The 25,603-nt window shown below is 44.4% G+C and carries 17 protein-coding genes; 10 read left to right on the top strand and 7 right to left on the bottom strand.

Annotation, left to right across the window (positions count from 1 at the left end):
• The first annotated feature begins 40 nt into the window (after positions 1-40).
• The 4 genes from HMPREF1536_RS13990 to HMPREF1536_RS13975 all read left to right on the top strand — a co-directional run bounded on the left by HMPREF1536_RS13990 (position 41) and on the right by HMPREF1536_RS13975 (position 8,797).
• Positions 41-3,040: a tetratricopeptide repeat protein gene (locus HMPREF1536_RS13990; RefSeq protein WP_028729598.1), complete on the top strand. Its 3,000-nt coding sequence runs from the start codon at positions 41-43 to the stop codon at positions 3,038-3,040.
• 9 nt (positions 3,041-3,049) lie between these two features.
• Positions 3,050-4,846, top strand: coding sequence for a TonB-dependent receptor (locus HMPREF1536_RS13985; protein ID WP_028729599.1), 1,797 nt, complete (start codon positions 3,050-3,052; stop codon positions 4,844-4,846).
• Positions 4,847-4,933: 87 nt separating this feature from the next.
• On the top strand, positions 4,934-6,265 hold the full coding sequence (locus HMPREF1536_RS13980; RefSeq protein ID WP_028729600.1) for an MATE family efflux transporter: 1,332 nt from the start codon (positions 4,934-4,936) through the stop codon (positions 6,263-6,265).
• Between the two features lie 1,251 nt (positions 6,266-7,516).
• The gene (locus HMPREF1536_RS13975) at positions 7,517-8,797 is read left to right on the top strand and encodes an O-acetylhomoserine aminocarboxypropyltransferase/cysteine synthase family protein (protein ID WP_028729601.1); all 1,281 of its coding nucleotides are present in this window, start codon (positions 7,517-7,519) and stop codon (positions 8,795-8,797) included.
• Between the two features lie 286 nt (positions 8,798-9,083).
• Here HMPREF1536_RS13975 and HMPREF1536_RS13970 read toward each other — a convergent pair whose 3' ends face one another.
• The 3 genes from HMPREF1536_RS13970 to HMPREF1536_RS13960 all read right to left on the bottom strand — a co-directional run bounded on the left by HMPREF1536_RS13970 (position 9,084) and on the right by HMPREF1536_RS13960 (position 14,704).
• Positions 9,084-12,365: a DUF6383 domain-containing protein gene (locus HMPREF1536_RS13970; RefSeq protein WP_028729602.1), complete on the bottom strand. Its 3,282-nt coding sequence runs from the start codon at positions 12,363-12,365 to the stop codon at positions 9,084-9,086.
• A gap of 384 nt (positions 12,366-12,749) precedes the next feature.
• A complete protein-coding gene (locus HMPREF1536_RS13965) occupies positions 12,750-13,904 on the bottom strand; it encodes a glycosyltransferase family protein (RefSeq protein WP_028729603.1) in 1,155 nt (384 codons plus the stop codon).
• Positions 13,901-14,704, bottom strand: coding sequence for a UDP-2,3-diacylglucosamine diphosphatase (locus tag HMPREF1536_RS13960; RefSeq protein WP_028729604.1), 804 nt, complete (start codon positions 14,702-14,704; stop codon positions 13,901-13,903). The genes HMPREF1536_RS13965 and HMPREF1536_RS13960 overlap by 4 nt, the downstream gene beginning before the upstream one ends.
• Positions 14,705-14,836: 132 nt before the next feature.
• Here HMPREF1536_RS13960 and HMPREF1536_RS13955 point away from each other — a divergent pair, with 132 nt between their 5' ends.
• Both HMPREF1536_RS13955 and HMPREF1536_RS13950 read left to right on the top strand, forming a co-directional pair.
• Entirely contained in the window at positions 14,837-15,319 is a 483-nt protein-coding gene (locus tag HMPREF1536_RS13955) for a YkgJ family cysteine cluster protein (protein WP_028729605.1), read from the top strand.
• 21 nt (positions 15,320-15,340) lie between these two features.
• On the top strand, positions 15,341-15,763 hold the full coding sequence (locus HMPREF1536_RS13950) for a GNAT family N-acetyltransferase (protein WP_028729606.1): 423 nt from the start codon (positions 15,341-15,343) through the stop codon (positions 15,761-15,763).
• A gap of 81 nt (positions 15,764-15,844) precedes the next feature.
• Here the strand turns inward: HMPREF1536_RS13950 and HMPREF1536_RS13945 are convergent, their stop codons facing one another.
• Complete coding sequence (locus HMPREF1536_RS13945) at positions 15,845-18,001, bottom strand: elongation factor G (protein WP_028729607.1); 2,157 nt, start codon at positions 17,999-18,001, stop codon at positions 15,845-15,847.
• Between the two features lie 183 nt (positions 18,002-18,184).
• On the opposite strand from HMPREF1536_RS13945, the gene hemW reads away from it, so the two are divergent.
• From hemW to HMPREF1536_RS27895, 3 genes are all read left to right on the top strand, one after another.
• Positions 18,185-19,312 (top strand): radical SAM family heme chaperone HemW, encoded by a 1,128-nt coding sequence (gene hemW, locus HMPREF1536_RS13940; protein WP_028729608.1) that lies wholly within the window; start codon positions 18,185-18,187, stop codon positions 19,310-19,312.
• 140 nt (positions 19,313-19,452) lie between these two features.
• Positions 19,453-20,028 (top strand): ATPase, encoded by a 576-nt coding sequence (locus tag HMPREF1536_RS13935; protein ID WP_028729609.1) that lies wholly within the window; start codon positions 19,453-19,455, stop codon positions 20,026-20,028.
• On the top strand, positions 20,021-20,191 hold the full coding sequence (locus tag HMPREF1536_RS27895) for a hypothetical protein (protein WP_165359785.1): 171 nt from the start codon (positions 20,021-20,023) through the stop codon (positions 20,189-20,191). Before HMPREF1536_RS13935 ends, HMPREF1536_RS27895 begins: the two co-directional genes overlap by 8 nt.
• A gap of 76 nt (positions 20,192-20,267) precedes the next feature.
• Here the strand turns inward: HMPREF1536_RS27895 and HMPREF1536_RS13930 are convergent, their stop codons facing one another.
• From HMPREF1536_RS13930 to HMPREF1536_RS13920, 3 genes are all read right to left on the bottom strand, one after another.
• Positions 20,268-22,427, bottom strand: coding sequence for a S46 family peptidase (locus HMPREF1536_RS13930; protein ID WP_028729610.1), 2,160 nt, complete (start codon positions 22,425-22,427; stop codon positions 20,268-20,270).
• A 24-nt stretch (positions 22,428-22,451) separates the two neighbouring features.
• Positions 22,452-22,928: a CYTH domain-containing protein gene (locus HMPREF1536_RS13925; RefSeq protein WP_028729611.1), complete on the bottom strand. Its 477-nt coding sequence runs from the start codon at positions 22,926-22,928 to the stop codon at positions 22,452-22,454.
• Positions 22,929-23,149: 221 nt separating this feature from the next.
• The gene (locus HMPREF1536_RS13920; RefSeq protein WP_028729612.1) at positions 23,150-24,220 is read right to left on the bottom strand and encodes a DUF2027 domain-containing protein; all 1,071 of its coding nucleotides are present in this window, start codon (positions 24,218-24,220) and stop codon (positions 23,150-23,152) included.
• A gap of 118 nt (positions 24,221-24,338) precedes the next feature.
• On the opposite strand from HMPREF1536_RS13920, the gene HMPREF1536_RS13915 reads away from it, so the two are divergent.
• Positions 24,339-25,556 (top strand): S-adenosylmethionine:tRNA ribosyltransferase-isomerase, encoded by a 1,218-nt coding sequence (locus HMPREF1536_RS13915; protein WP_028729613.1) that lies wholly within the window; start codon positions 24,339-24,341, stop codon positions 25,554-25,556.
• Positions 25,557-25,603 lie beyond the last annotated feature (47 nt).

The following is a 25,603-nucleotide window of genomic DNA, read 5'->3' as shown; positions in this document are numbered from 1 at the left end:
CAGAGACTGTTTAATATCTGTACATTAAAGCGAAGGAGTGATGAAAAGAATACTTATTCCACTGTGCCTGGTGGTAGGAAGTCATGTGGCTAGCGGGCAACGGTCGTACCAGTTTGAGGCACCGGACCGATTGTTCGTAGAAGGTAAAGAATTGTTTAGTTTAAAGAATTATCCGGGTTGCATCGATAAGCTGGAAGCTTACAAGCAGCATTCGAAAGATGCCGACCTGATCCAGGAAGCCAACTATATGATCGTATATGCGGCTTATGAGCAGGGACGACCTAATGCCGACCAACTACTGAAAGATTACCTGGAAGACTATCCGGCATCACGCCATAGTGACGAGGTGAACTTCCTGATCGGTTCGGTTCATTTCGGACGTGGCGAATATCAGAAGGCCATCTTCTGGTTCAATGAGTCGAACATCGACATGCTGAGTCCGGAACAACAGGAGACTTACAGTTTCCGCCTGGCCTACTCACTGCTGCAAAACGGGGAAATGGACAAAGCGAGAGGATATTTCTCACGCATCCAGCAGGTCGGGACACAGTACCGCGAAGCTGCCACCTACTATGTGGCTTATATCGATTACGCTACCGGCAAGTACAACAATGCACTGGTCGAATTCAGCCGCCTGAAAGAGATGCCTGACTACCGCGAACAGTCATTATATTACATCACGCAGATATACTTTATACAGAACAAATACGACAAGGTGATCAGCGAAGGGGAAGAGCTTCTCTCCTCTTATCCGAACAGCAAGAATAACAGCGAACTTTACCGCGTTCTGGGTAACTCTTACTATCATCTGGGGAATCAGGACAAGGCGATCAACATGTTAAGCAAATATGTATCGTCTACCGACAGCCCGTTGCGAGGCGACCTGTATATCCTCGGTGTTTGCTATTATAATAAAGGTAACTACAACAGTGCAGTCAATGCCCTGTCGCAGACCGTCCGCCAGGATGATGCACTCACCCAGAATGCCTATCTCTATCTCGGACAATGTTATCTGAAGCTGAACGACAAGAACAACGCCCGTATGGCATTCGAAGCGGCAGCAACTTCTTCATTCGACAAACAGATCAAGGAAACGGCCATGTTCAACTACGCCCTCCTGATCCATGAGACAGCTTTCACCGGCTTCGGCGAATCGGTTACGATTTTCGAGGACTTCCTGAATGACTTCCCTAACTCCCAATATGCGGACAAGGTGAACGACTACCTGGTGGAAGTCTATTTAACGACAAAGAACTATCAGGCTGCCCTGAACTCTATCAATAAGATCAACCGTCCGAGCACCAAGATACTGGAAGCCAAGCAGGACATTTTGTTCCAGCTCGGTACACAGGCATTCACCAATATGAAACTGGACGATGCGGTAGACCTGTTCACCCAGGCTATCAATCTGGGTTCTTATAATATGGAATCGCGTAACGATGCTTATTTCTGGCGCGGAGAGTCTTACTACCGCCAGGGTGAATACCAGAAAGCTATTTCAGATTACCGTACGTATCTGAACAATACCCGTCAGCGCAATACGGATATGTATGCCCTGGCTCATTACAACCTGGGTTACTGCTACTTCAAACAGAAACAATACGGAGAAGCCCAGAACCGCTTCCGCCAGTATATCGACCTGGAAAGCAACCAGAATGCTCCGGCTCTGGCGGATGCCTACAACCGTGTAGGCGACTGTCTGTATCAGAACCGCCAGTTCGCACAGGCCGAAGAAAATTATTCGCGTGCCGCACAACTGCAACCTTCCGCCGGAGATTATTCAGTCTACCAGAAAGGCTTCCTGCTGGGCTTGCAGAAAGATTATAAAGGAAAGATCAATATGATGGATCGCCTGATCCGCGACTATCCCGAATCGCAATATGTAGATGATGCCCTTTTCGAAAAAGGACGTTCTTATGTATTGCTGGATAACAGTTCGCAGGCTGCCAAAGCGTTTGAAACATTAGTGCAAGAGTTCCCGCAAAGCAGTCTGGCACGTAAAGCCGGTATCCAGCTGGGTCTGCTCTACTTCAACGACAACCATCCGGAGAAAGCGGCCGACGCCTATAAAAAGGTGATCAGCAATTATCCGGGAAGTGAAGAAGCCAGAGTGGCGCTGCAAGACTTGAAATCGGTCTACATCGACCTGAACGATATCAATGCGTATGCCAACTATGTAAACTCCCTGGGTGGCAATGTCCGCCTGGAAGTAGGCGAACAGGATTCACTGACTTATATTGCTGCCGAGAAACTGTTCAACCGTGGCAACAACGAAGAAGCACGCCGCAGCCTGATCAACTACCTGCAGACATTCCCGGAAGGTGCCTTCAGTTCGAATGCGAACTATTACCTGGCAAGCATTGCCTTCAGCAAGAAAGAATATGACGAAGCACTGCAGCGCTTCCAGTCGGTTATCGAAAGTGGCGACACGAAGTTCCTGGAAGAGGCGGTTGCACGTACGGCCGAAATGCAATATCTCACCAAAGATTTCCCGTCTGCACTGGAAAGCTTCAAGCGTTTGCAGGTCATTGCCGAAAATCCGGAAAACAAACTGGCTGCCCGCCTGGGTGTTATGCGTTGTGCCTTACAGACCGGACAACAGGAAGAAGCGCAACTGGCCGCCAACGAGTTGCTGAAAGAATCGAAGCTATCACCCGAAGTGGAAGCGGAAGCACGTTACATTCGTGCCAAAGCTTATATCGACCATAAGCAGCCTGCAAAAGCTGTCGAAGACCTGAAAGTACTCAGCCAGGATACCCGTACCGTTCACGGTGCCGAAGCGAAGTATCTGCTGGCACAGTATTTCTACGATACGAAGGATGATAAGAACGCAGAAAAGATCCTAGAAGATTTCGCCAAGAACGGCACGCCTCATCAGTACTGGCTGGCACGCGGCTTTATCCTCTGGGCTGATATTTATATCCGCCAGGGAGACGACCTTCAGGCACGCGCTTATCTGAACAACCTGAAGAACAACTATAAGGGTGACGACGAAATTGCCGGCATGATAGAAGACAGATTAGGTAAACTAAAGCAATAATAGAATACAATGAAGACTATATATAATGTAAAAACACTGTGCGTCGTTGCTCTGTTGGGAACAGCAGCCACAGTCAATGCACAGGAAGATACTTCGAAGAAACAGAATCTTGACCGGGAAATGACGCTCGAACGCGAATACGATCCGTCGGTTCAGGATGCCAGTAAAGTCAACACCCTGCCGGTCATCAAGGAGCCGACAGTGAAGAAGATGCCGATCGACTATGCCGGCTTCACGGTTCCGGCCGATCCGGAAAAGGAGATCAGCCTGCTTCCTTCAGGCAATATCATGACGGATATCCTCTACAACAAACGCCGCGGTTATTTCAACTTCGGTGCCGGTACGTATCTGAATCTGAATGGCGACCTGGGATACCACATCCTCAGCACAGATAAGGATCAGTTGAATATCTGGCTCTCGCACCGTTCCACCAATGGTAAGGTGAAATACCTTCAGATAGACGAAAAGGTAAAAGCAAAACTGAACGATAACCTGGGAGGTCTCAACTTCAAGCACAACTTCGATAAGCTGGCGTTGAAGATGGGGGTTAAATACGGGTATTCAGGATTTAATTATTATGGCTTCCCAATGTATTTAGACCCGAGTTCAAGTGCTATTCCCGAAATATTGAGTGACATTGAGACAAACCAGGTGGCTCAGACGATCAAAGCGAATGTAGGTGTCGAATCGAAAGAAGATGCTCCGGTAGGCTATCTGCTGGATATAGGCTATACTAATTTCTCTTATAAATATGGAGCCGGAGAATCTTTCGACGGCCCGACAGAAGGAACATTCAATCTTAATTTCGGATTAAATGCCGGCTTCGGAGGTAATCAAAGAGTCGGATTGGACGGAAACTTCCAGTACTTCAACTATAGTTTGCCGAATGATATGAAGATACCTGATGGTGAAAAAGCCGGATACACGTATTATTTTGATAATTTTGCAGCCGCAACCTTAAGCCCTTATTACAAGATAGAAGGCGAAAACTGGCATGTCAAACTGGGAGTAAACGCAATGTTCTTCAGCGGAGAACATAAAGAGTTCATGGCATCTCCCAATATTTCGGCTGACGTGGAAGTAGCAGACAAAACTGTACTATACCTGAGTGCTAACGGCAAATTGAAGTCAAACAGCATGTATGACTTGTTCCAGGTAAACCGTTATACTTCTCCAGTTTCTAGAATAACTCCTTCACGGAACTGGCTGGACGGAATACTTGGGATCAGGAGCGGCGTAGCACCGGGATTCTGGTTTGATGTTTTCGGAGGATATAAGATCACAAGTGACGATTATTTCTATGTTCCGGCATTTCAGAATACAAAGGATAATTTCGGAAACCTTTGTTACCCGTCAAACTTAATGGACTCCAAACAACTGTTTGTCGGAGCCAACCTGAAATACAGTTACCAGCAACTATTTGAAATATCCTTAAAAGGAGTTTACAATAACTGGGACGTTGAATATTCTGAAGATCATTCAACAGGTTTCCTCAACACACACGAAGCTGAAGCCTACGGAATGCCGGAAATGGAAATCACAGCCGGTGTAACCGTCCGTCCGATCAAGAACTTATCTGCATCGTTGGATTACTACCTGGCCACAGGACGTAAAACTCCGTTAGGTCTTGATTATATTAAAATGAAAAATATCAACGAACTGAACCTGACCGGAGCCTACAACTTCAACGACACCTTCGGCCTGTATCTGAAGCTGAACAACGTACTGTTCCAGAAATACGAACTTTATTACGGTTATCCGTTGCAGAAGTTCAGTGCGATGATCGGAGTGAATATTAATTTCTGATCCGACAAAAGAAACATAACAGAGAAGGAGAATCCGATATCGGGTTCTCCTTTTTTATTCCTACTTTTGCATCCAAATAAGACAAACATGCAAGGAACAAAGAACCTGACACAAGGTCCCATCAAACGCCAACTATTCAACCTGGCATTACCTATCATGGGGACTTCTTTTATACAGATGGCTTACAGCATCACCGACATGGCCTGGGTGGGACGCCTGGGTAGTGAAGCCGTTGCCGCCATCGGTGCCGTAGGTATTCTGACCTGGATGACCAACTCGATCTCCTTACTGAATAAAGTAGGTTCGGAAGTGAGCGTAGGACAAAGTATCGGTGCCCGCAATGAAGAGGATGCGCGGAGTTATTCTTCCCACAACCTCACCATCGCCCTGCTCATTTCCATTTGCTGGGGGTTACTTCTTTTTGTGTTTGCCAATCCAATTATCGGGATATATAAACTGGAAGCTCCTATCGCAGCTAATGCGGTAGAGTATCTGCGGATCATTTCTACCGCCTTCCCTTTTATATTCTTGTCTGCCGCTTTCACGGGCATCCACAATGCTGCCGGATTAAGTAAAATCCCGTTCTATATCAGTGGAGCAGGACTTATTATGAATATGATACTCGACCCGGTATTTATCTTCGTGTTTGACATGGGGACTGCCGGAGCGGCCTGGGCTACCTGGTTATCGCAGGCTACCGTATGCGCCCTGTTCGTCTACCAGCTGAAATGGAGAAGCAAATTACTGGGCGGCTTCACCTTCTTTGTCAGATTAAAGAAAAGTTATTCGAAAAGGATATTGCAATTAGGATTACCGGTTGCCATGCTGAATACGCTGTTTGCCATCATCAATATATTCATGGCCCGCACGGCATCTACCTACGGAGGACATATCGGGTTAATGACGCTCACCGCCGGAGGACAGATAGAAGCCATTGCGTGGAACACCTCTCAGGGATTCAGCACGGCATTGAGCGCATTTGTCGCCCAGAACTATGCCGCATCCGAGAAGAACAGGGTGTTGGAAGCTTATCACACGACGTTAAAGATGACTACCGTGTTCGGTATTCTCTGTACGTTATTGTTCGTATTCTATGGCAGCGAAGTATTCTCGTTGATCGTTCCCCAGAGAGAGGCCTATGAAGCCGGAGGTATTTTCCTGCGGATAGATGGTTATTCCATGTTGTTCATGATGCTCGAAATAACCATGCAAGGATTGTTTTACGGAACAGGACGGACGGTTCCACCTGCCATTATCAGCATAACATTCAACTCATTGCGTATCCCGATGGCGATCGCTTTATCGGCTATGGGATTAGGTGTTGTCGGCGTCTGGTGGGCTATCAGTATTTCCAGCATGCTGAAAGGGGTTGTTTCATTTGTCTGGTTCAGGGCATTGCAAAAGAAAATATTGAAATAAGGGGAAGATTACCAAAGCACCAGCCCTGGCATGACGGAATAAAAGTTCACATTTTGCCAGATGTGAGTCTTTGATAATAGTCCACTTTCTAGACATGAACTATCTTTTTTTATCAGAGCGCCTGCTCTGTCATCCCGGGCTCGACCCGGGACCTCATACTCTACCAGTAACCAACCAGTAGGATGAGATGGCGGGTCAAGCCCGCCATGACAGAAAGAGGGTTGGCATCATAGGATAAAAGCTTATCCTTTCCCTAACTTCGAGCGCGAAGCCTAATTGTCAATTGTCAATTATCAATTGTCAATTGAAAAAGTTCACCTTTTTCTACATTTAGTTCATATCTTTCTATATTTTCTCCTTTATCTCCCATACGTTATCCTTTATCTCTGAATGCACCAACAAAAGTTTTCTAAAATAAATCCTTCATTCATTCAGCACTGTAGATATACGGTTGATTATCTACCATTTATAGCTGAATGAATTTTCAACTAAATGAAGGATATTGCTTTATTTTTAGATTAATGCTTCATATTTCTGTCAGGAATCAACATTCTTCTTAGCTCACATCTTCAGGCAAAGAGTAAAGCTGAAGTAATGAGTAATAATGGGATATATAATATCTTATTAGCATGTAAGTTAGTACTTTTTCATTGTTTGTCATTTGTCGAACACTTGTAGCACAACTGTCGAACAAGCGTTTGACAGCTGGCAAACAAGCGTTCGACAAATGACAAACTGAAAAAAAGAAAGGACAATAGTGCTAGAAAGTCACTACCTATGTGTCAGAAGGAAATAGGCTAACAGATAACCGATCGGTGTTAACTCGTCCTTTTTATAATACCGGAAGCGACCATTTATGAATGAAAAATCTAAAAATCCGGTATAGATCCTTCAGCCCAATCAATTTCCTTCAGCCATAAACAATAGATAATCAACTGTGTATCCACAGCACTGAATGAATGAAGGATTTATTTTAGAAAACTTTTGTTGTATAAATAAGGATACTCTCTCCTTTTTCCCTGTCAGCGAAAGGGATGCACCACTCAGGCATAGCGTCCACATGGCGATCGTCTTCTACCAGCCAACGGATGTTCAGATAATGGAATTGTGACACCAAAATCGGCAACAAAGGTACAGGTTATTCTGAAACAGCAGTGGATTTTATATAATTGATCAAAGATTTGTATAAATGGTACAAACTATTCTTTACTTTTGTCGGCAGAATATAATTACATAACAAACATAAAAGACATGAGCAATTCATTTAAGCCGGCAACCCTCTGCGTGCAAGGTGGTTGGCAACCGAAAAAGGGGGAACCGCGCGTACTCCCTATCTATCAGAGTACTACATTCAAGTATGAAACCAGCGAACAGATGGCTAAATTGTTCGACCTGGAAGAAAGCGGTTACTTCTATACCCGCCTGCAAAACCCGACAAATGATGCCGTAGCATCCAAGATCGCCGCGTTGGAAGGCGGTGTTGCAGCGATGCTGACTTCTTCGGGACAGGCTGCAAACTTCTTCGCTTGTTTCAATATCTGTGAAGCCGGCGACCATATTGTAAGTGCAACCGGTATCTACGGAGGTACTTATAACTTACTGTCCGTTACATTGAAGAAACTGGGTATCGAATGTACTTTCATCGATCAGGATGCCAGCGAAGAAGAGATCGGCAAGGCTTTCCGTCCGAATACAAAGTTATTGTTTGGCGAAACGATCTCCAATCCGGGCGTAATGGTGCTGGATATCGAGAAGTTTGCCCGTATCGCCCATAGCCACGGAGTGCCTTTGATTGTCGACAATACATTCGCGACACCAATCAACTGCCGCCCGTTTGAATGGGGGGCCGACATCGTAACGCATTCTACTACAAAATATATGGACGGACATGCTACTGCTGTCGGTGGTTGTATCGTCGACAGCGGCAACTTCGACTGGGAAGCACATGCCGACAAATACCCGGGTCTTTGCCAACCGGACGAATCTTATCATGGCCTGACTTACACAAAGACTTTCGGTAAAATGGCGTATATCATCAAGGCTACGAGCCAGTTGATGCGTGACCTGGGTTCTATCCAATCTCCGCAAAATGCGTTCCTGCTGAACCTGGGACTGGAAACGTTACACCTGCGCATGCCACAGCATTGTAAGAATGCATTGGCTGTAGCTAAATGGCTTCAGAACTGCGACAAGGTTGCCTGGGTCAATTATCCAGATCTGGAAGGTAATAAGTATTACGAACTGACAAAGAAGTATCTACCGAACGGTTCTTGTGGTGTACTGTCATTCGGCCTGAAAGGTGGACGCGAGGTTGCCATCAAGTTCATGGATAGCCTGAAGCTGGCTGCAATCGTTACTCACGTAGCAGATGCACGTACTTGTGTACTTCACCCGGCAAGCCATACACACCGCCAGCTGACTGACGAGCAGTTGAAGGAAGCGGGTATCGCTCCCGACCTGATCCGTTTCTCAGTCGGTATCGAAAGTGCGGACGATATCATTGCGGATATCGAACAGGCGTTGAAGCAGTAAAAATAAACAGATAAAGCAGGAGTCGTCTTCTATGGAAGGCGACTTTTCTATTAAACATAATGAACTCCGTTTCCGTGAGCTCTTTAAAAACAGAACCCCGATGGTAATAAATACCGCCGGGGTTGTTTTTTGTCCATTTTCTCCCTTCACAGGGATACTCACGGATGAACTTTATTTTATTTTTATTACTAAAATTCAGCTTCCAATCTGTTCACCTTCACAGGCTACTCACCCTTCCCCGAAGGGAAGAGTAGAGAAGCTATTTTCATTTAATTATTCTTTATTCTTATTTTACAATTGCTTTAACAGCAGCTTCACCTTCAACAGCAACTACAGCAACACCAGCAGGAGCAGCGATTGTAGCATCGTCAGAAGAAAGAACTGTGTTAGCGATTGTCTGACCAAGAACGTTAGCAATAGTAACTTTCTTACCAGCAGCGCCCTTGATAGTTACAGTACCGTTACCAGCAATTACACTTACAGTGTTAGTTGTGATATCTTCAGTATCTGTAGCGATTTCATCGTTAGCAACGTGTTTAACATTGAAGATCAATGCATCATCATTACCTGTAGCGAATTCATCAAACTTAGAGTCACCTGTTGACAATACCAAGCAACCGTTCTGCATCTTCAACCAAGAAGCCTGCAACGGAGCGATATCGCCTTCACCTGCACCTGCAGTATACAAAGCACCCGGTCTTACACAATCCTTCATAGATTCAATCAAGAAAGCTCTGTCTTCTTCTTTTTCGTTTGAAGCAACTTCTTTGTTCTTGAAACGCATTGACCAAGTTACATATTTGTGATTATCACCTGCCAAGTTATAGATATGATTTACATAACCGTTAGCTTTCTTAGCAACTTCTTCAGCAGCCTTAATAGATGCAAAGTTGATCTTGTCATTTGCTAAATCTTTGAATTCATCTCTTAAGATATAAAGAGTATCCTGAACACGGATTGCTTCAACAAAACCTGCACGATCATATTTCTTCCAAAGAAGATCTTCGTTTTCTGCTGCAAAGTTATGGAAGTTGATCAAATATTTACCTCTTTCGAAGCTAGGAATAGCCGGTTTTGCGTGAACGCAATGATCAGCATCAGTTATATTACCATCTTTATCTACGTGAGGACCAGCTTCCTGGCAAGGTTCACCAGCAACACCTTCAAAGTCATGACGATCAATAGAAATCAAATATTGAGGTTTGATATAACCAAGACCACGATTAACCCAAGCTGTATCAACGATAAATGCTAAACCAGAAGTAGCTTTATCTGCTGTATAAATACCTAAGAAATCGATACCTTCTTTCATGAAGTTCGGGTTAGCTTCAACCTGTAAGTTTTCACCACGATACATTTCAACGAAACGTAATGAGTCTGTAGCATCACCTGCGTTGCCTTCCAGTAATTCAGAGTTGAAACGACGATACAACGGAGTTGTAGACGGTTCTACAGTGAAAGCAGAAGTTCTTGATTCGTTCAATAACTGAACTTTCAAACCTGCAGTCATACCATCATCAGCGATACCCACTTTAGATGTAGTTTTGATATCTTTAATATAAGCTTTATGATTAACTGCATCATAATCTGTTTCTACAATTGCATAGAAATGTTTTCCATCGAAATGGTTATTTTCTTTGAAGAAGAAAGTATCAACTTCTGCAGTATTATAGTTAGCAGCCCCCATAGAGAACTTGCTACCATAAGCCTTAACCAAACGGTTAGCTTTGTCCTTAGCTATTACATAATTAGTTCTTTCCAATTGTGCAAGACCAGGAATCTTAGCCAACACAGCAGCATTTACTTCGATACCATATTCAGCAGTTGAACCTTCAACCAATGAATATTCGTTAGCATCCTGTTTTACATATACTAAAGAGTCTTTACCTGCACCGTTAGCAATCCAGTAATCCTGAGTGAACGGGTTCAAATAATTGAACTGATATTTTGTAATCTGCAAATCCTGAGAAGGGATGTATTTATAACCTAACTTCTTATCTTTGATGATAGCAGAGTCAGTGATCTGAACAAAAGTTGCATTTCCCAGCAAATTGTCACCTGTAACAATTTCACCTTTGTCATTCAGTTTCAACTGAAGATTAGCCCAATTTTGAGCAGCAGGGAACTCACGGTTCACAACTTTAATAGGAGAAGTAGACTGTGATACAGCAGAACTTAATGTTTTTGTAATAACCCACTGATAAGCAGGCATATGCAACGGATCTTGTTCATCTAACGTTACCCATTCAACTACATTAGTTCCAACATTAGCATTTTCATGGATAGGAGCAGCTAATACCTGACCTTTAGCATTCTTAATGATATACAAACCATTAGCCAAAGAAGTCTTATCGTTTGTAGGATTACAACCCTTTACTCCAAAACCAATATGAGTATTGATAGGTCTTTCACCGATTGTAGCGATTCTATCAGCAACTGTAAAGTTCTGAAGTTTAACGAACAATTTAGAAGGATAAAGATTAGCTGGGTCTGCATCATCTAATCCAGTATAACTATCACCATAGTTATAGATAGTGCCTTTAGTTGTACCATCAATTTCGCTCCACCATGTTTCAGCATTTTTGTCAGATTTGTAACGAACCTGTTTAACCTGAATATACAAACTATCAATAGAAGGTTTGTAAGTGAATAAAAATTTGTGTTGATCAGCTAATTTAGAATTTTTAATACTATCATTAGTTTCTTTAGTTGCATCCGTCCAACCAAATTTCAAGAATTGAATACCTACACCGTTAGCAGCAGTATCAACCTTCAAATAAGAGTTCGCATTAGCTTTAGATGTTACATAAACGAAGTTATGATCAGTAGCTGCACCACCATCAAGTTCTTTTGCTACAAAAGCTGTAGTAGAGAACGGGTTTACATCAGCGTTTGCATCCAGATGAAATGTAAGAACATCCTTGTTATTTTTCAGGTAACCATTGATCTCGCTTGCACTCAACACATAAGTACCTGCATCATACACCGTAAATTTAAAAGCATCAGCTTCACTTCTAGCAGCACTAGCAAGAACTTTCTTTGCCTTAACAGCACCATTATCATTTACCAAAACAAGTACATGGTCAGCTTCCTGATAAGTAAACATAGGTTTTGCTTGTTCCAACGCAGTCGCATAAGTACTTGAAAAAGCCCAACCACCATAAGTTTCACCTACTGACAAAGTATCAGCAGTCATATCACCTACAGTCAATGTATTAACATCAGCTTCAGCAATAGCCAAAAATTCACCAGTACCCTTATTTATGAAATCATAAATAGGTTCTTTACCTTGTCCTTGTTCTGTGATAGTGATACACCATAAAGAGTTTTGTAGATTAGAAATTGCATCCGCGCCTTCAACAACATATTTACTGTCTTTAATAACAAGTACGCTATCGGCGTGCACTCTTAATTGATAAACTCCATTCAATGCTGCTTTATCTAATTTGGAGATAGCAGCAGCATCTGTCCCTGTGACAAAACCTGTAATATCAGCAGCATTCACAGTTGTGAAAGCAAAAGCAGATAACAAGCCTGTACACAAAAGCGTAGAAAACTTTTTGTTCATAATCAAAAATTTAATATTAATACTAAGTAATTCTAAGTTCTATTCTATATAATGCCGACTTATCTTCTATCGGCTTGCTTGTACGATCGTCAAATACTTCAGCAAAAGTAAGCAATAGTTTTTTATCCGCAATTATTTTCACTTATTTTTTTTCTCTGTCATACCCTTTCTTATCAATTGAATAGCTTAGTTTGTACAAAAGCATAGGGTTCTATCACAAACCTCGATTCTACAAGTCTCTTATTTCAGGCCGGCTTTTCGCTTTTACATTGAATTCGCTTACTACAACAAGGAAAGAGAGAGGTTTGCAAATAGAGATGAAAGATTGCTTATATATAATGTACGCATACATTAATATAATACAAGGAAACTTGGCTTAGTATCCTACAGCGAAAAGTTCTTTGCCACCCTATACACCCATTGCATCGACAAACGATGCAATACGGAAGAAGGCATTTCTTCCATTAGCAGATCTTCACGGAACTCGCGCAGGATCAGCCAATCCGCCTGTTTCACCCAATGACGGAAAGAAGAGTTCGGTTGGTGAGTTTCGGATAGATGTAATAAGGCATCCAGGTCGAAACGATCGGCGATCACTCCGGCTCCCGATAAAGAGGCATCGTAAGCATTGCATGCCTGCTCGATATGGGTGGGTACCATCAATACAGGCTTATTCAGATACATCGCCTCACAAACAGACTCGAAGCCGGCTGTGGTTGCATAAGCTTTCGCTCCAGCCATGTACTTAACGAAACGAATATCGTTCAGTTGATGAAAAGAAAGGGTATCGTCTACTTTGGTCGTTTCTTTCGCACCTCTTTTATCCCAGAAAATGTGCATCGGAACATCAGGATGCTCAGTGTGCCACGCCTTTACTTCTTCACTAAAGCCACTATTCAACAGATACCCATGCAAATAATTTCCTTTACGCGAAGTCCTGCTCATCACTTCTTTACGCAGCAAAGGGGGAACTACGACAATCTTATCATTCGGGACTTCCCGCATCTTCCGGAAAGATAAAGCCAGTTTCTTCGTTGCACCGATAGCTGTCACACGGGTAAAGAATTTCAACAAAGATAAAGAGACTGGATTCAATTTCGGGAAGGAGAAATCGGGATGCAGGAAAAGGTATTGATGGGCGATACAGATCATAACGGCCTTCGGACGGGCAAAAAGATAAGTCAGTCCCGTCAGCAATTCATAGAAATTGACTACCACATCGGCTCCGGTCTCTTTGATCATCCGGTCGATATAACGGATACTACCTATATATTTATGTAAACGCAACAGATTATAGCCGATACTACCCAACAAGTTTATCTGCTTGTTCTTTGCCGTAGGCAGGAAGTTTGGACTTTCGAAATCGTAGAGCGGTGCATTGATCTTCTCCGTAAAGAATTCCGGGATACGGCGGGCCGGACTTTTCCCCACCAGTACACCGACTATCTGATGCCCCTCATCCGTCAGTTTCTGACGAAGAGATAAAGCTTGGGTAAGATGTCCCCGGCCCTCTCCCTGTATGATAAATAGTATCTTCATATTACTTCTGCGTATAATGCGTTTCTTGAAACGGTTTCCTCATCAGACTCATATTCAGCCTTATTGTAAGTAACGATACCCCATTCACCTTGCTCATTCTCCACCAGGGCAGTCATACTTTCCACCCAGTCACCGGAATTAAGATAATGGACGTCTCCATACCAAACATTGGCTGCCTGATGGATATGGCCACAGATAATACCGTCCAACCTCTTAGCCTGGGCCAGTTTCACCAGCTCCCTCTCAAAATCGGAGATATAAGAGACGGCACTTTTCACCCGATGCTTTACATGCTGGGATAGAGAGAAATAAGGTTTACCCTGTTTCTCACGATTCCTGTTATAAATTTTATTCAGCCATAACAGAAAAGTATAGCCGATATCACCCAGCATGGCGAGCCAGCGCATATTGGTAGTAACCGTATCGAAGATATCGCCGTGAGTCACCAAGTAACGCTTCCCGTGGCTGTTCAGCAGATAATCTTTTACTATAGAGATATTGGAAAACCGGAACGGAACCAGTTTATCGAGAAAGTCATCATGATTACCACGCACATAAATGATTTGCGTCCCTTTCTTCTCCATCATTTTCATAAGCACTTTGAAGAAATCGGTCTGAGCCTGTTTCCAGCGCTTGCCGGACTTTTGGAGTTGCCAGCCATCGATAATGTCGCCATTCAAGATCAGGCGGTCGCAGTCGATATGCTTAAGGAAATTGGTTACTTCTTTTGTCCTCGAGTGTTCAGAACCCAGGTGAATGTCAGAAAGCACAACGGTCGGATAATATTTTCTTAGTTTCATACGTAAGATATTTACACTGTACAAAAGAATCTGTTTGCTGTTACAGGGATACAACAACGGTATGAAGATGCTTTTTCTTTTTCCGCTGTAAATGATTACATTTGTTCCCTCAAATTAAAACCCAATCGTTTTATGGATATTAACTCCCTCCCTGAGAGAGCTAAGAAAGTAGAAAAAGAGACAAAAGCTTTTTTCAAATCAATTAAGAAGAATCGTTTACGGGTACTGGATGATACGGTTCATGCCATCCACGAAGAGGTGTTCGACTCGATAAATTGCCTGGAATGCGGTAACTGTTGCCGTACGCTGGGCCCGCGTATTACCGACCGCGACATCGAACGGATTGCACAGGCATTACGTATCAAGCCGCACGAAGTGGTAACACGCCATTTGCATATCGACGAGGATAAAGACTATGTATTCCGGTCGATGCCTTGCCCTTTTCTGGGAACGGATAACTATTGCAGTATATATGAGGACAGACCGAAAGCTTGTCGCGAGTACCCGCATACGGACAGGAAAAAGTTTTACCAGATACACTCGCTGACAATTAAGAATGCACAGACTTGTCCGGGTGTTTTTGAAGTATTGGAACAGTTGAAGAGGGAGCTTTGATAGCATACTGTATTTACAATTATGATCAGAAAAATTAAAGAAACGGATTATCCTCGTTTGATAGAGATTTGGGAAAGTGCAGTGCTGAATACACATGATTTTCTTAAAGAAGAGGACTTCTTATATTATAAGAAACAGCTTCCTGTATATTTTCAATATGTCACCCTGGTTGGATTTGAGCAAGAGGGAATCTTAGCCGGATTCATGGGAATTGCAGAGGAAAACCTTGAAATGTTATTTGTCGATAACGAGTACCGGGGCACCGGAATAGGGAAAAAACTGATTGCGTATGCGACAGCTAATTTACACGTAACGAAAGTAGATGTGAATGAGCAAAATACGCAAGCTGTCGGTTTCTACAAATATATGGGATTCAACATAGTAAGGAGATCCGAATTAGACGGAGAAGGTAAAGAATATCCTATCTTGCACATGCAATTATAGTGTTGACCGGACATTTCGACTTATAAAAAAGGCAGCCGCTTGAAACAAGGGCTGCCTGATTGTTGTTAGAATTCTTTTCAATTAATCTTCCGCCTGAGTAGCTTCATAAGCCTTCAACAGCTTATCCTGTACATCGGAAGGAACAAGTTCGTAAGCGGCAAACTTCATTGTGAATGAAGCACGTCCACCGGTGATAGAACTCAAAGAAGTTGAATAGCTAGACATTTCCTTCAGAGGAACTTTAGCCAGCAACTTTTCAAATCCCTTTTCGCTGTTCATACCCATAATGATAGCACGGCGGCCTTGCAGGTCACTCATTACATCACCCAGATAATCGCCAGGTACGGATACTTCTACGTCATAGACAGGTTCCAGGATCTTTGGCCCTGCTTCTTTAAAGGCAGTACTGAAGGCATTACGACCGGCCAGCATGAAAGAAATTTCATTACTGTCTACCGGGTGCATCTTGCCATCATAAACAATGATGCGCACATCACGGGCGTACGAACCGGTCAACGGTCCCTGTTCCATACGTGCCATAATACCTTTCAGAATAGCCGGCAAGAAACGTGCATCGATGGCTCCACCAACGATACTGTTAATAAATACCAGCTTACCACCCCAGTCCAAATCAATAGTTTGCGTATCACGTACGCTAATTTTAAATTCCTGTCCGCCAAAACGATACATATCCGGAGCCGGCATACCTTCGTAATACGGTTCCACAATCAGGTGAACTTCACCAAACTGACCAGCACCACCGGATTGTTTCTTATGGCGGTAATCTGCACGGGCAGCCTTCGTGATCGTTTCGCGATACGGTATCTTCGGTTCGATATATTCGATCGGCAGTTTATCATTATTTTCTATTCTCCATTTCAATGTACGCAGGTGGAATTCTCCCTGACCGGAAACAATCGTTTGTTTCAGTTCTTTGGATTGTTCGATCACCCATGTCGGATCTTCCTCACGCATACGGTTCAGGATCTCCATCATCTTTTCAGAATCCGATTCATTGACCGGCTTTATAGCACGACGATACTTAGGATCCGGATATTTGATGAAGTCGAAACGATAGTCGCAACCCTTACCATTCAGCGTATTACCCCGGCGTACTTCTTTCAGTTTTACTGTTGCACCGATATCACCGGCCACCATTTCAGTTACCGGATTACGTGTCTGACCTGCCACAGAGAACAACTGGGCGATACGTTCTTTCGAACCACGGTCGGCATTCAACAAGTCATCTCCTTCTTTTATTTTTCCTGATATCACTTTAAAATAGGAAACCTGGCCGATATGGGGTTCCATCGTTGTCTTAAAGAAGAACAAGCTGGTCGGTCCGTTTGAATCGGGAGTCACTTCCACACCATCGGTAGTCACCGGGCGAGGCATCTTATCTGTACAAGGAACTACATTTCCAAGGAATTCCAATGTACGGCGCACACACATATCGCGTCCTGCACAAACACAGAATACAGGGAACATGCCACGGGTCACCAGACCGGCACGGATACCTACACGCATGTCGTCTTCGCTCAAAGTTCCTTCTTCAAAGAACTTTTCCATCAGCATATCGTCATTTTCGGCTGCCGCTTCCACAAGAGCTTTGTGAAGTTCCATTGCTTTGTCCATTTCCTCTTCGGGGATTTCCAAAACATCAGGCACGCCGCCTTCCGGTTTCCAACGGTACATTTTCATCTTCAATACATCGACTACGGCATTGAAAGAAGCCCCCGTACTGATCGGATACTGAACCTGAATGACTTTACCACCATATTGATCTTTCAACTGGGCAATAGTTCCATCGAAATCCGCTTTGTCGTTATCCAACTGGTTGACAACAAAAATAACGGGTTTATGAAATTGTTCTGTATACCGGAACTGGTTCAATGTTCCCACTTCCACACCATACTGGGCATTTAAAACCATCAGTGCCGTATCGGTCACGTTCAGGGCTGAAACCGCTCCACCGATAAAGTCGTCCGAACCCGGACAATCGATAAAGTTCAGCTTTCTGTCCTGCCATTCAACACTGAAAACGGTTGAGAACACTGAGTATCCATACTCTTTCTCAACCGGGAAATAGTCGCTCACCGTATTTCCTGCGTCTACAGTACCGCGACGTTTTATAACTCCACCCTCGTAAAGCATAGCTTCAGCGAGAGTGGTTTTCCCAGAGCCCGAACTTCCCAAGATAGAGATGTTCTTAATTTCGTTTGTTTGGTATACTTTCATGATATCAGGTATTAATTGAGTTTAACAATAAATATCAACCACGTGAATTACTCACGAGGCCGCAAATTAGAGAATGTACAGGAAAAATCCAATCATTACAGCCCTGTTTGAGAACTATGTTATGCAGCAGACTATGATTTCAGGAATAGATTCCGTACTTTTGCTATTAAATATATGTATAGTATGGCAGGCCTTTATATCCATATTCCTTTTTGTACGAAACGTTGTTTGTACTGCGATTTTTTCTCCAATACGGAGATGAAGTATAAAGAGCCGTACCTGTCCGCCGTGATCCGTGAACTGGAATTGCGGAAAGATTATCTGGAAGGTGAGCCTGTCGAAACCATTTATTTCGGTGGAGGAACCCCTTCCCAGTTGCAGGCGGCAGATTTCAGCCGTATCTTTGAAGCGATCCACCGCCTGTTCGATGTCAGCCCTTGTGCAGAGATTACGCTTGAGGCCAATCCGGACGATATGACACCCGGATACGTTGCTGGATTACAAACGCTTCCCTTCAACCGGGTCAGTATGGGCGTGCAAAGTTTCAAGGAGGAAGACCTGCGCTTCCTTAATCGGCGGCATAACCGGGAACAAGCCTTGCTTGCGGTGGATTTATGCAAAAAGAACGGCCTGGAGAATATCAGTGTCGACCTGATCTACGGACTTCCGGGACAAAACCTCGAAGAGTGGAAGCAGAACCTCGACACAGTGATCAGCCTCGACATCCCTCATATCTCCGCCTACCATTTAATATATGAAGAAGGAACTGCCCTTTACAAGCTGAAGGAAGCCGGAAAGATCACCCCGGTGGATGAAGACCTGAGCGTAGCACTTTTCACTTCACTGATCGACCAGCTGACGGCAAACGGTTATCTTCATTATGAAATATCCAACTTCGCCCGTCCCGGCATGCTCTCCCGACACAACAGTTCCTACTGGATCGGGAAAAAGTACCTGGGCATAGGGCCGTCCGCCCATTCCTATAACGGACAAAACCGCCAATGGAACATTTCCTCGTTACCGGGTTACCTGCAGGCCATCAAGAAAGGAGTACCGGATATCGAAATCGAAAATCTGGACATAAATACCCGGTACAACGATTTTATTATCACCGGACTTCGCACCATGTGGGGCATCAAATTTAATGAAATTCAACAACAGTTCGGAAAAGACAAATTAATCTACTGTCAAAAACAGGCCGCCCCTTACCTCAAACAAGGATTACTTATCGAAAAAGACGATACCCTGACGCTTTCGCGCAACGGAATTTTCATATCAGATAGTATAATGAGCGATCTTTTATGGGTCTAATTTTAACAAAACAGGCCTCCGAAACAACGAAACACGGGGTTATTCGTACAAATTCTGCACATTTTTACTATTTTTGAGAAATAAATTATACAACGTATTAAACTATTATCTATATTTGCCCTGTCAAAAAGCAGCAAATAGTGCCATATTTATATATAATATCAGGTTGCAACGGAGCAGGGAAAACAACAGCGTCCTTTACAATACTTCCAGAAATGTTGAAGTGTAAGGAGTTCGTGAATTCCGACGAGATAGCCAAGGGGCTTTCCCCTTTTAATGCAGATAGTATCGCCGTAGCTGTAGAAGCAAGCCGAATTATGTATAAGCGCATTAAAGAACTCATCGCAGCAGGTGAGACTTTTGCAATGGAAACTACGCTCGCCACCCGGTCAGTCGCAAACCTGATCAGGGAAGCACAAAGGGAAGGATATTATGTTACATTGTTATATTTCTGGTTGAATACACCGGATCTGGCAGTGGAACGGGTAAAAATGAGAGTGGCAGCCGGTGGTCATAACATACCGGAAAGTACTATCCGCCGTAGATACGAGGCGGGTATTCACAATCTTTTTGAACTATATATCCCCATTAGTGATTATTGGATGGTAACAGACAATTCTATGTCTCCGATGGAAGTAATCGCCAAAGGATTCAGGAATGATAAAAAAGAGATATATAATTCGGATATTTACACTAAACTTGAACATCATGAGTGAACAAGAAGTAAGAGAATTTGAAGAGAATATAGTTAAAGGTGCCAATATAGCTTTTCAACGCTTAGTTAACCAGAAAAAGAAAGAAGACGGAGAATTAGTCTTCTCACGCAACGGATATATTTTCCGTGTAAAGGCAGCTGACCTGGAAAAAGGCATATTTTAATTATATTAGGATATAAAAAAAGCGAGTGATCTTTCGATCATTCGCTTTTTTTATGGAATCAACTCCCGCTGGCCGGTTATTCCACCAGTTCCATTTCCTTCAGGAGATAGCTGGCTCCGGCGTACTTATCCATGATAAACAGGACGTAACGGATATCGACGATAATACTGCGCTGATAATCCGGCAGATACTGGATATCGCCACCAACCCCTTCCCAGTTACGGTCGAAGTTAATACCGATCAGTTCACCGTTGGCATTCAGCACAGGGCTTCCCGAGTTTCCTCCGGTGGTATGTGTCGTTGCGCTAAAAGCAACCGGCATTCTACCGTCAGGCATCTGATAACGGCCGAAGTCTTTGGCTTCGTACAATTCTTTCAGACGGGTCGGGACAACAAATTCCCAATTCGTAGAGTCTTCCTTTTCCATCACACCATCCAGCGTTGTCTGGCAACTGTAATAGTCGGCATCACGCGGACTGTATCCCTTCACCTGTCCGTAAGTCAGGCGCAAAGAGAAGTTGGCATCCGGGAAATTGGCTTTATCCTGATACATAGCCAGCAGGCCTGCTACATACCTACGGTGGGCAATGGCATAGCTGGCATCGAAGTCGGCCAACGCTGCATTGAGGTTTGCCTTTTCTTCCTGCACGGATTTAGCGAACAGGATCATCGGGTCTTGTTCGAGTGCCTTCACGGAAGGATGTGTCTTAAACTTATCGAAGTTTTCTTCGCTGCCATAGATCGATTTGTCGAACAGATAGTCAACGAAACGGTCTACATCTCCTTTGAACTTCTTGTCGATCAGAGCAAAGTAAGCCGGTTGCGACTTGGCAGGAACCAGGCGGCGGTATTCCTTCAGCATCACTTTGGCGATTTTCTTATCCACCTCGGGAGCATAATCTTTATCGGCAAAACGATGGTAAGCCATATCCAGCATACGCACCTGCTTTTGTTGTTCGTTGCGGTCTTTGCCTTTCAGGGCATCACAAACCGGTTGTATCTCAGAAGGGACTTTCGTAAATTCAATACCGCGAAGGATTGCTTCATCCAGCATCCAGCTACGGAAGCGCAAGTCTTTACGGTCGGATACGATCTGTTCGAGTGTCAGCAATGCTTCGGGATAATCCGATTCATCGTGATCTTCCGACCAGGCAATCAGACGATCCTGCTCTTCTTTCTTTACCTTCTCAAAGTTACGTTTCTTGATCGCCCAGTTACTACCGATAGCATTTTTATAGGCATTGGTCGATCCGGCATATTTGCTGGCGTACTGGATACGTACGGAAGGATCTTTCAGCATCTCGTCCAACATCACTTCCTGACGAAGATTACGGATATTGATACGGACAGCATTGTCGATATCGCGACGCTCGGCTACTTCCCAGGATGTATAGTATTTGTTTGTCCGCCCGGGGAAGCCCATCATCATGGCATAATCGTCTTCCTCTACTCCTTTTATTGAAATCTTGAACCAGCGCTTCGGACGAAGGGGAACGTTCGTTTCCGAATATTCGGCCGGATTACCGTTTGCATCGGCATAGACACGGAAAACGGAGAAGTCGCCCGTATGGCGCGGCCACATCCAGTTGTCGGTATCCGCACCAAACTTACCGATAGACGAAGGGGGAGCTCCGACAAGGCGGATATCCGAATAGATCTTCTTCGTGAACATATAATATACGTTACCGCCATAGAAGGCTTTGATCTCCACCTCTGTTCCGGGGTTATCCTGCAGGAACTGTTCACCGACCTTTGCCTTTGCCAGTCCGTTCAGATATTTGGGGGAGAGGAAGTTCATACTGTTCGGATCGGTATCCTTTTCGAGTTCCTTCTTTACGTAGTCGGTGACGTCTTCTATTTTGTCGATGAACGTCACGGTCAGTCCCGGGTTGGGTAGTTCCTGGTCGCGGGTAGTCGCCCAAAAGCCGTCGGTCAGGTAATCATGTTCCAGGGTACTGTGTTGTTGTATCTGGCCGTATCCACAATGATGGTTGGTCAACAACAAGCCATCCGGTGATACGATCTCGCCCGTACAGCCGCCGCCAAAGATCACGACGGCATCTTTCAGCGAAGCCGAGTCGGGACTGTAGATATCGTAATCCTGCAACTTCAATCCTAAAGCCTGCATCTCCGGAAACTTCTGCTGCTTAAGCAACGGAAGCAACCACATTCCTTCATCCGCCACCGCCGGCAACGACAGGGCACCTGCCAAAAGGGATAATAAGATTCTCTTCATAGTGTTTTATCGTTTAAATTAGTATTATTTCTTTGCCCATTGTGTATAGGGTTGTTTGGTAAGCATCGAGTTGTAATATCTCCTGTCGCCGCTTACCTCCTCTCCTATCCAGTCCGGTTTTTCAAAAGGTTCGTCTTCGGAAGCCAATTCTATTTCAGCCATGACCAGACCTTCGTTGGCTCCGTGAAAGACATCGACTTCCCAAGTGTGCTTGCCGGCCCGGACGAGATGGCGCACTTTATCTATGGCTCCCGGTTCGCAGAGCTTCAACAGTTGTTCGGCATCCGCTAACGGTATTTCCTGCTCGAACTCGTAACGGCTCAGGCCTTTGTCATCCGAAGGGCCTTTGATAGTCAGGAAACCTTTCTCCCCCCGGATACGGACACGTACCGTGCGACCGGGCTCGGAACAGATATATCCTTGCACAATGCGCTCCGAACTGTAAACATCAGTAGTGAAGTCGCCTTTAACAATGAATTTTCTTTCTATCTCAGTAGCCATATCTTTTTATTTTCTCCGGTTGTCAGCCGTATTTGAACGGCATGTATTTTATTTTACTCTTGTAGGAAAGTTGTTGCCGACGCTGTCGGCTATATTGCCGAGGGCGTCGGCTAAATTGTCGACGACGTCGGCAAAGCTTTCGAGGGCGTCGGCAACAGATTTCCTGCAAGGGTAAATACGATTCATCCGGTACTTAGTTCTTATTAATCAGGAGCTAATTCTTATTTGATGGTAACCATTGTGGCACCAAACCCGTATTCACGGAAAGAAGCATCCTGGTAATAGTGTTGTTTGTATCTTGTCTTCAGTTCTTTCTCTATGGCAGTACGAAGCACACCGTCCCCTTTTCCGTGGATAAAGACAATCTTCTGTCCTTTATGGCCCGCATACTTGCCCAGTATTTCATGGAACTTATCCAGCTGATACGTCAGCATATCCGCATTACTCAGGCCATTTGTATTGTCGAGCAACTCCGTGATATGCAGATCGACTTCCAGTACGGCACCATCAGACTTCTTCTTAACGATAGTCTGCGGAGCATGGCGGTCTTCACGGGCTTTCTGATACATCGCTTCCTTCAATTCAGCAGCGGAGACAAGCAACTCTTTCTCCGGAACGTCATTGCGTACGATCGGATAAACCATCGCTTCTTCTTCAAAGAAATCGTTTTCCATAAAACAGTGCTGTTTGTAGAACTTAACCGTGTCGAGACGCAATTCTACGGAGATAGAATTCTTCAGCGAGTAAGGTTTATCTTTCTTGAAAGCGATCAACTGTACGCATACGCGTTCAAGGTCATTCAGATCTTCTTTGCCAAACTCTTCCATAAAGATCTTTGTATTCGGCTCTATCAGACCGTTATAACGGCTTATCCAGCTATTGTTGTTCCGGTACATGTAGTTGAAAAACAGATAGTAATTGCTGTCATTCACAAAATAGGCTTCGTAAGCGCTGTCCTGCATTACTTTCGACGGTTCCATCGGCAGGTAAGCCAGATAGATGTTCAGGCGTTCACCTTCGGCTGTTTCTTCCACCTTCACTTCTTCCGGTTTGGGTTGCGGCTTCGGCATGGGCTGCTGAACCTGCGGCTGGGGTTGCACCCGCGGACGGTTAGAACTGTGTACCTGCATCTCATTTTCGCCGCCAACGACGACACATTCGCGGATCAGGGCCGGGATATCGAAACCGTCTTCGTCTTCCACCAAAACCTGATCTTTACCTCTAAAACTACGTACGATGCCGCCTCCTGTCGTATTCAGGAAACGCACTTTGTCACCAACCTTTATATTCATACTTATATTATCTTTATATTCGTGTCGACAAAGATACTTCATTATACCATAATATCATACAAATTTGTACTTTTGCAGCCGGGTTCAGTAAGATCGTACCCGGTAATTAAAGAAAGCAATGGTTACAAAAACTCAACAGATAAGCATCGAAGATTACAATTATTCGTTGCCCGACGAACGGATCGCCAAGTTCCCGCTGCCGAAACGGGATGAATCCAAATTATTACTTTACCGCAACGGAGAGGTGAGCGAGAGTATCTTCAAACAGATCACGGAGTACCTTCCGGAAGGTTCGCTGATGATATTCAATAATACCCGCGTGATACAAGCGCGGCTCTTATTCCAGCGTGCGACGGGAGCACAGATAGAAGTATTTTGTCTCGATCCTTCCGAGCCGCACGATTACGAACTGATCTTCCAGGAAACGGCAACCTGTTGCTGGATCTGCCTGATCGGGAATGCGAAGAAATGGAAAGAACCGTGCCTTTTCCGGGAGATCGAGATCGACGGACAGAAGGTAACGCTTCGTGCAGAAAAGGTGCAGAGTTACGGGGAGACACATCAGATCCGGTTTAGCTGGGATGGTGGTTTCAGCTTCGCCGAAGTGCTGGATGCCGCGGGTGAACTGCCTATTCCTCCCTACTTGCACCGGAAAACGGAAGAAAGCGACTTGAAGACTTATCAGACGGTTTATTCCAAGATAAAAGGTTCTGTTGCCGCTCCGACAGCCGGACTCCATTTCACTCCGGAAGTATTGGCAGAGCTGGAAGCCAAAGGTTTCGGCCGCGAAGAGCTTACGCTGCATGTGGGTGCCGGGACATTCAAACCGGTAAAGAGTGAGACGATAGAAGGGCATGAAATGCATACGGAGTTTATTTCCGTACGCCGCAGTACCATCGAACGTGTCAAACAAAATCTCGGTAAGATCATAGCTGTCGGTACAACTTCCGTTCGTACCCTCGAAAGCCTTTATTATATAGGTGTAGCGCTCGCTTCCAACCCGGAAGCGACTTCCAACGAACTGGTTGTGAAGCAATGGATGCCCTACAACGAGGAAAATAACCGGCTGACGCCTGCCGATGCCTTACAGAATATTCTGGATTACCTGGATAAACATCAGCTGAAAACGTTGGTTACCGCCACGCAGATCATCATCGCCCCAGGCTATGAGTTCAAGATCGTCAAAGGCATCGTCACCAACTTCCACCAGCCCAAAAGCACTTTGCTCCTGCTGATCTCCGCCTTTGTCAAAGGCGACTGGAAGAATATCTATGACTATGCACTCGGACATGATTTCCGTTTCCTGAGTTATGGGGATAGTTCGCTGCTGTTATAATTAATGAATACAAGGTAAAGGCAATATCCTTTCAATCTATTCGTTAT

The organism is Parabacteroides gordonii MS-1 = DSM 23371, from assembly GCF_000969825.1.
Classification (GTDB): Bacteria; Bacteroidota; Bacteroidia; order Bacteroidales; family Tannerellaceae; genus Parabacteroides; species Parabacteroides gordonii.
This window is presented reverse-complemented; position numbering and strand designations above follow the sequence as displayed.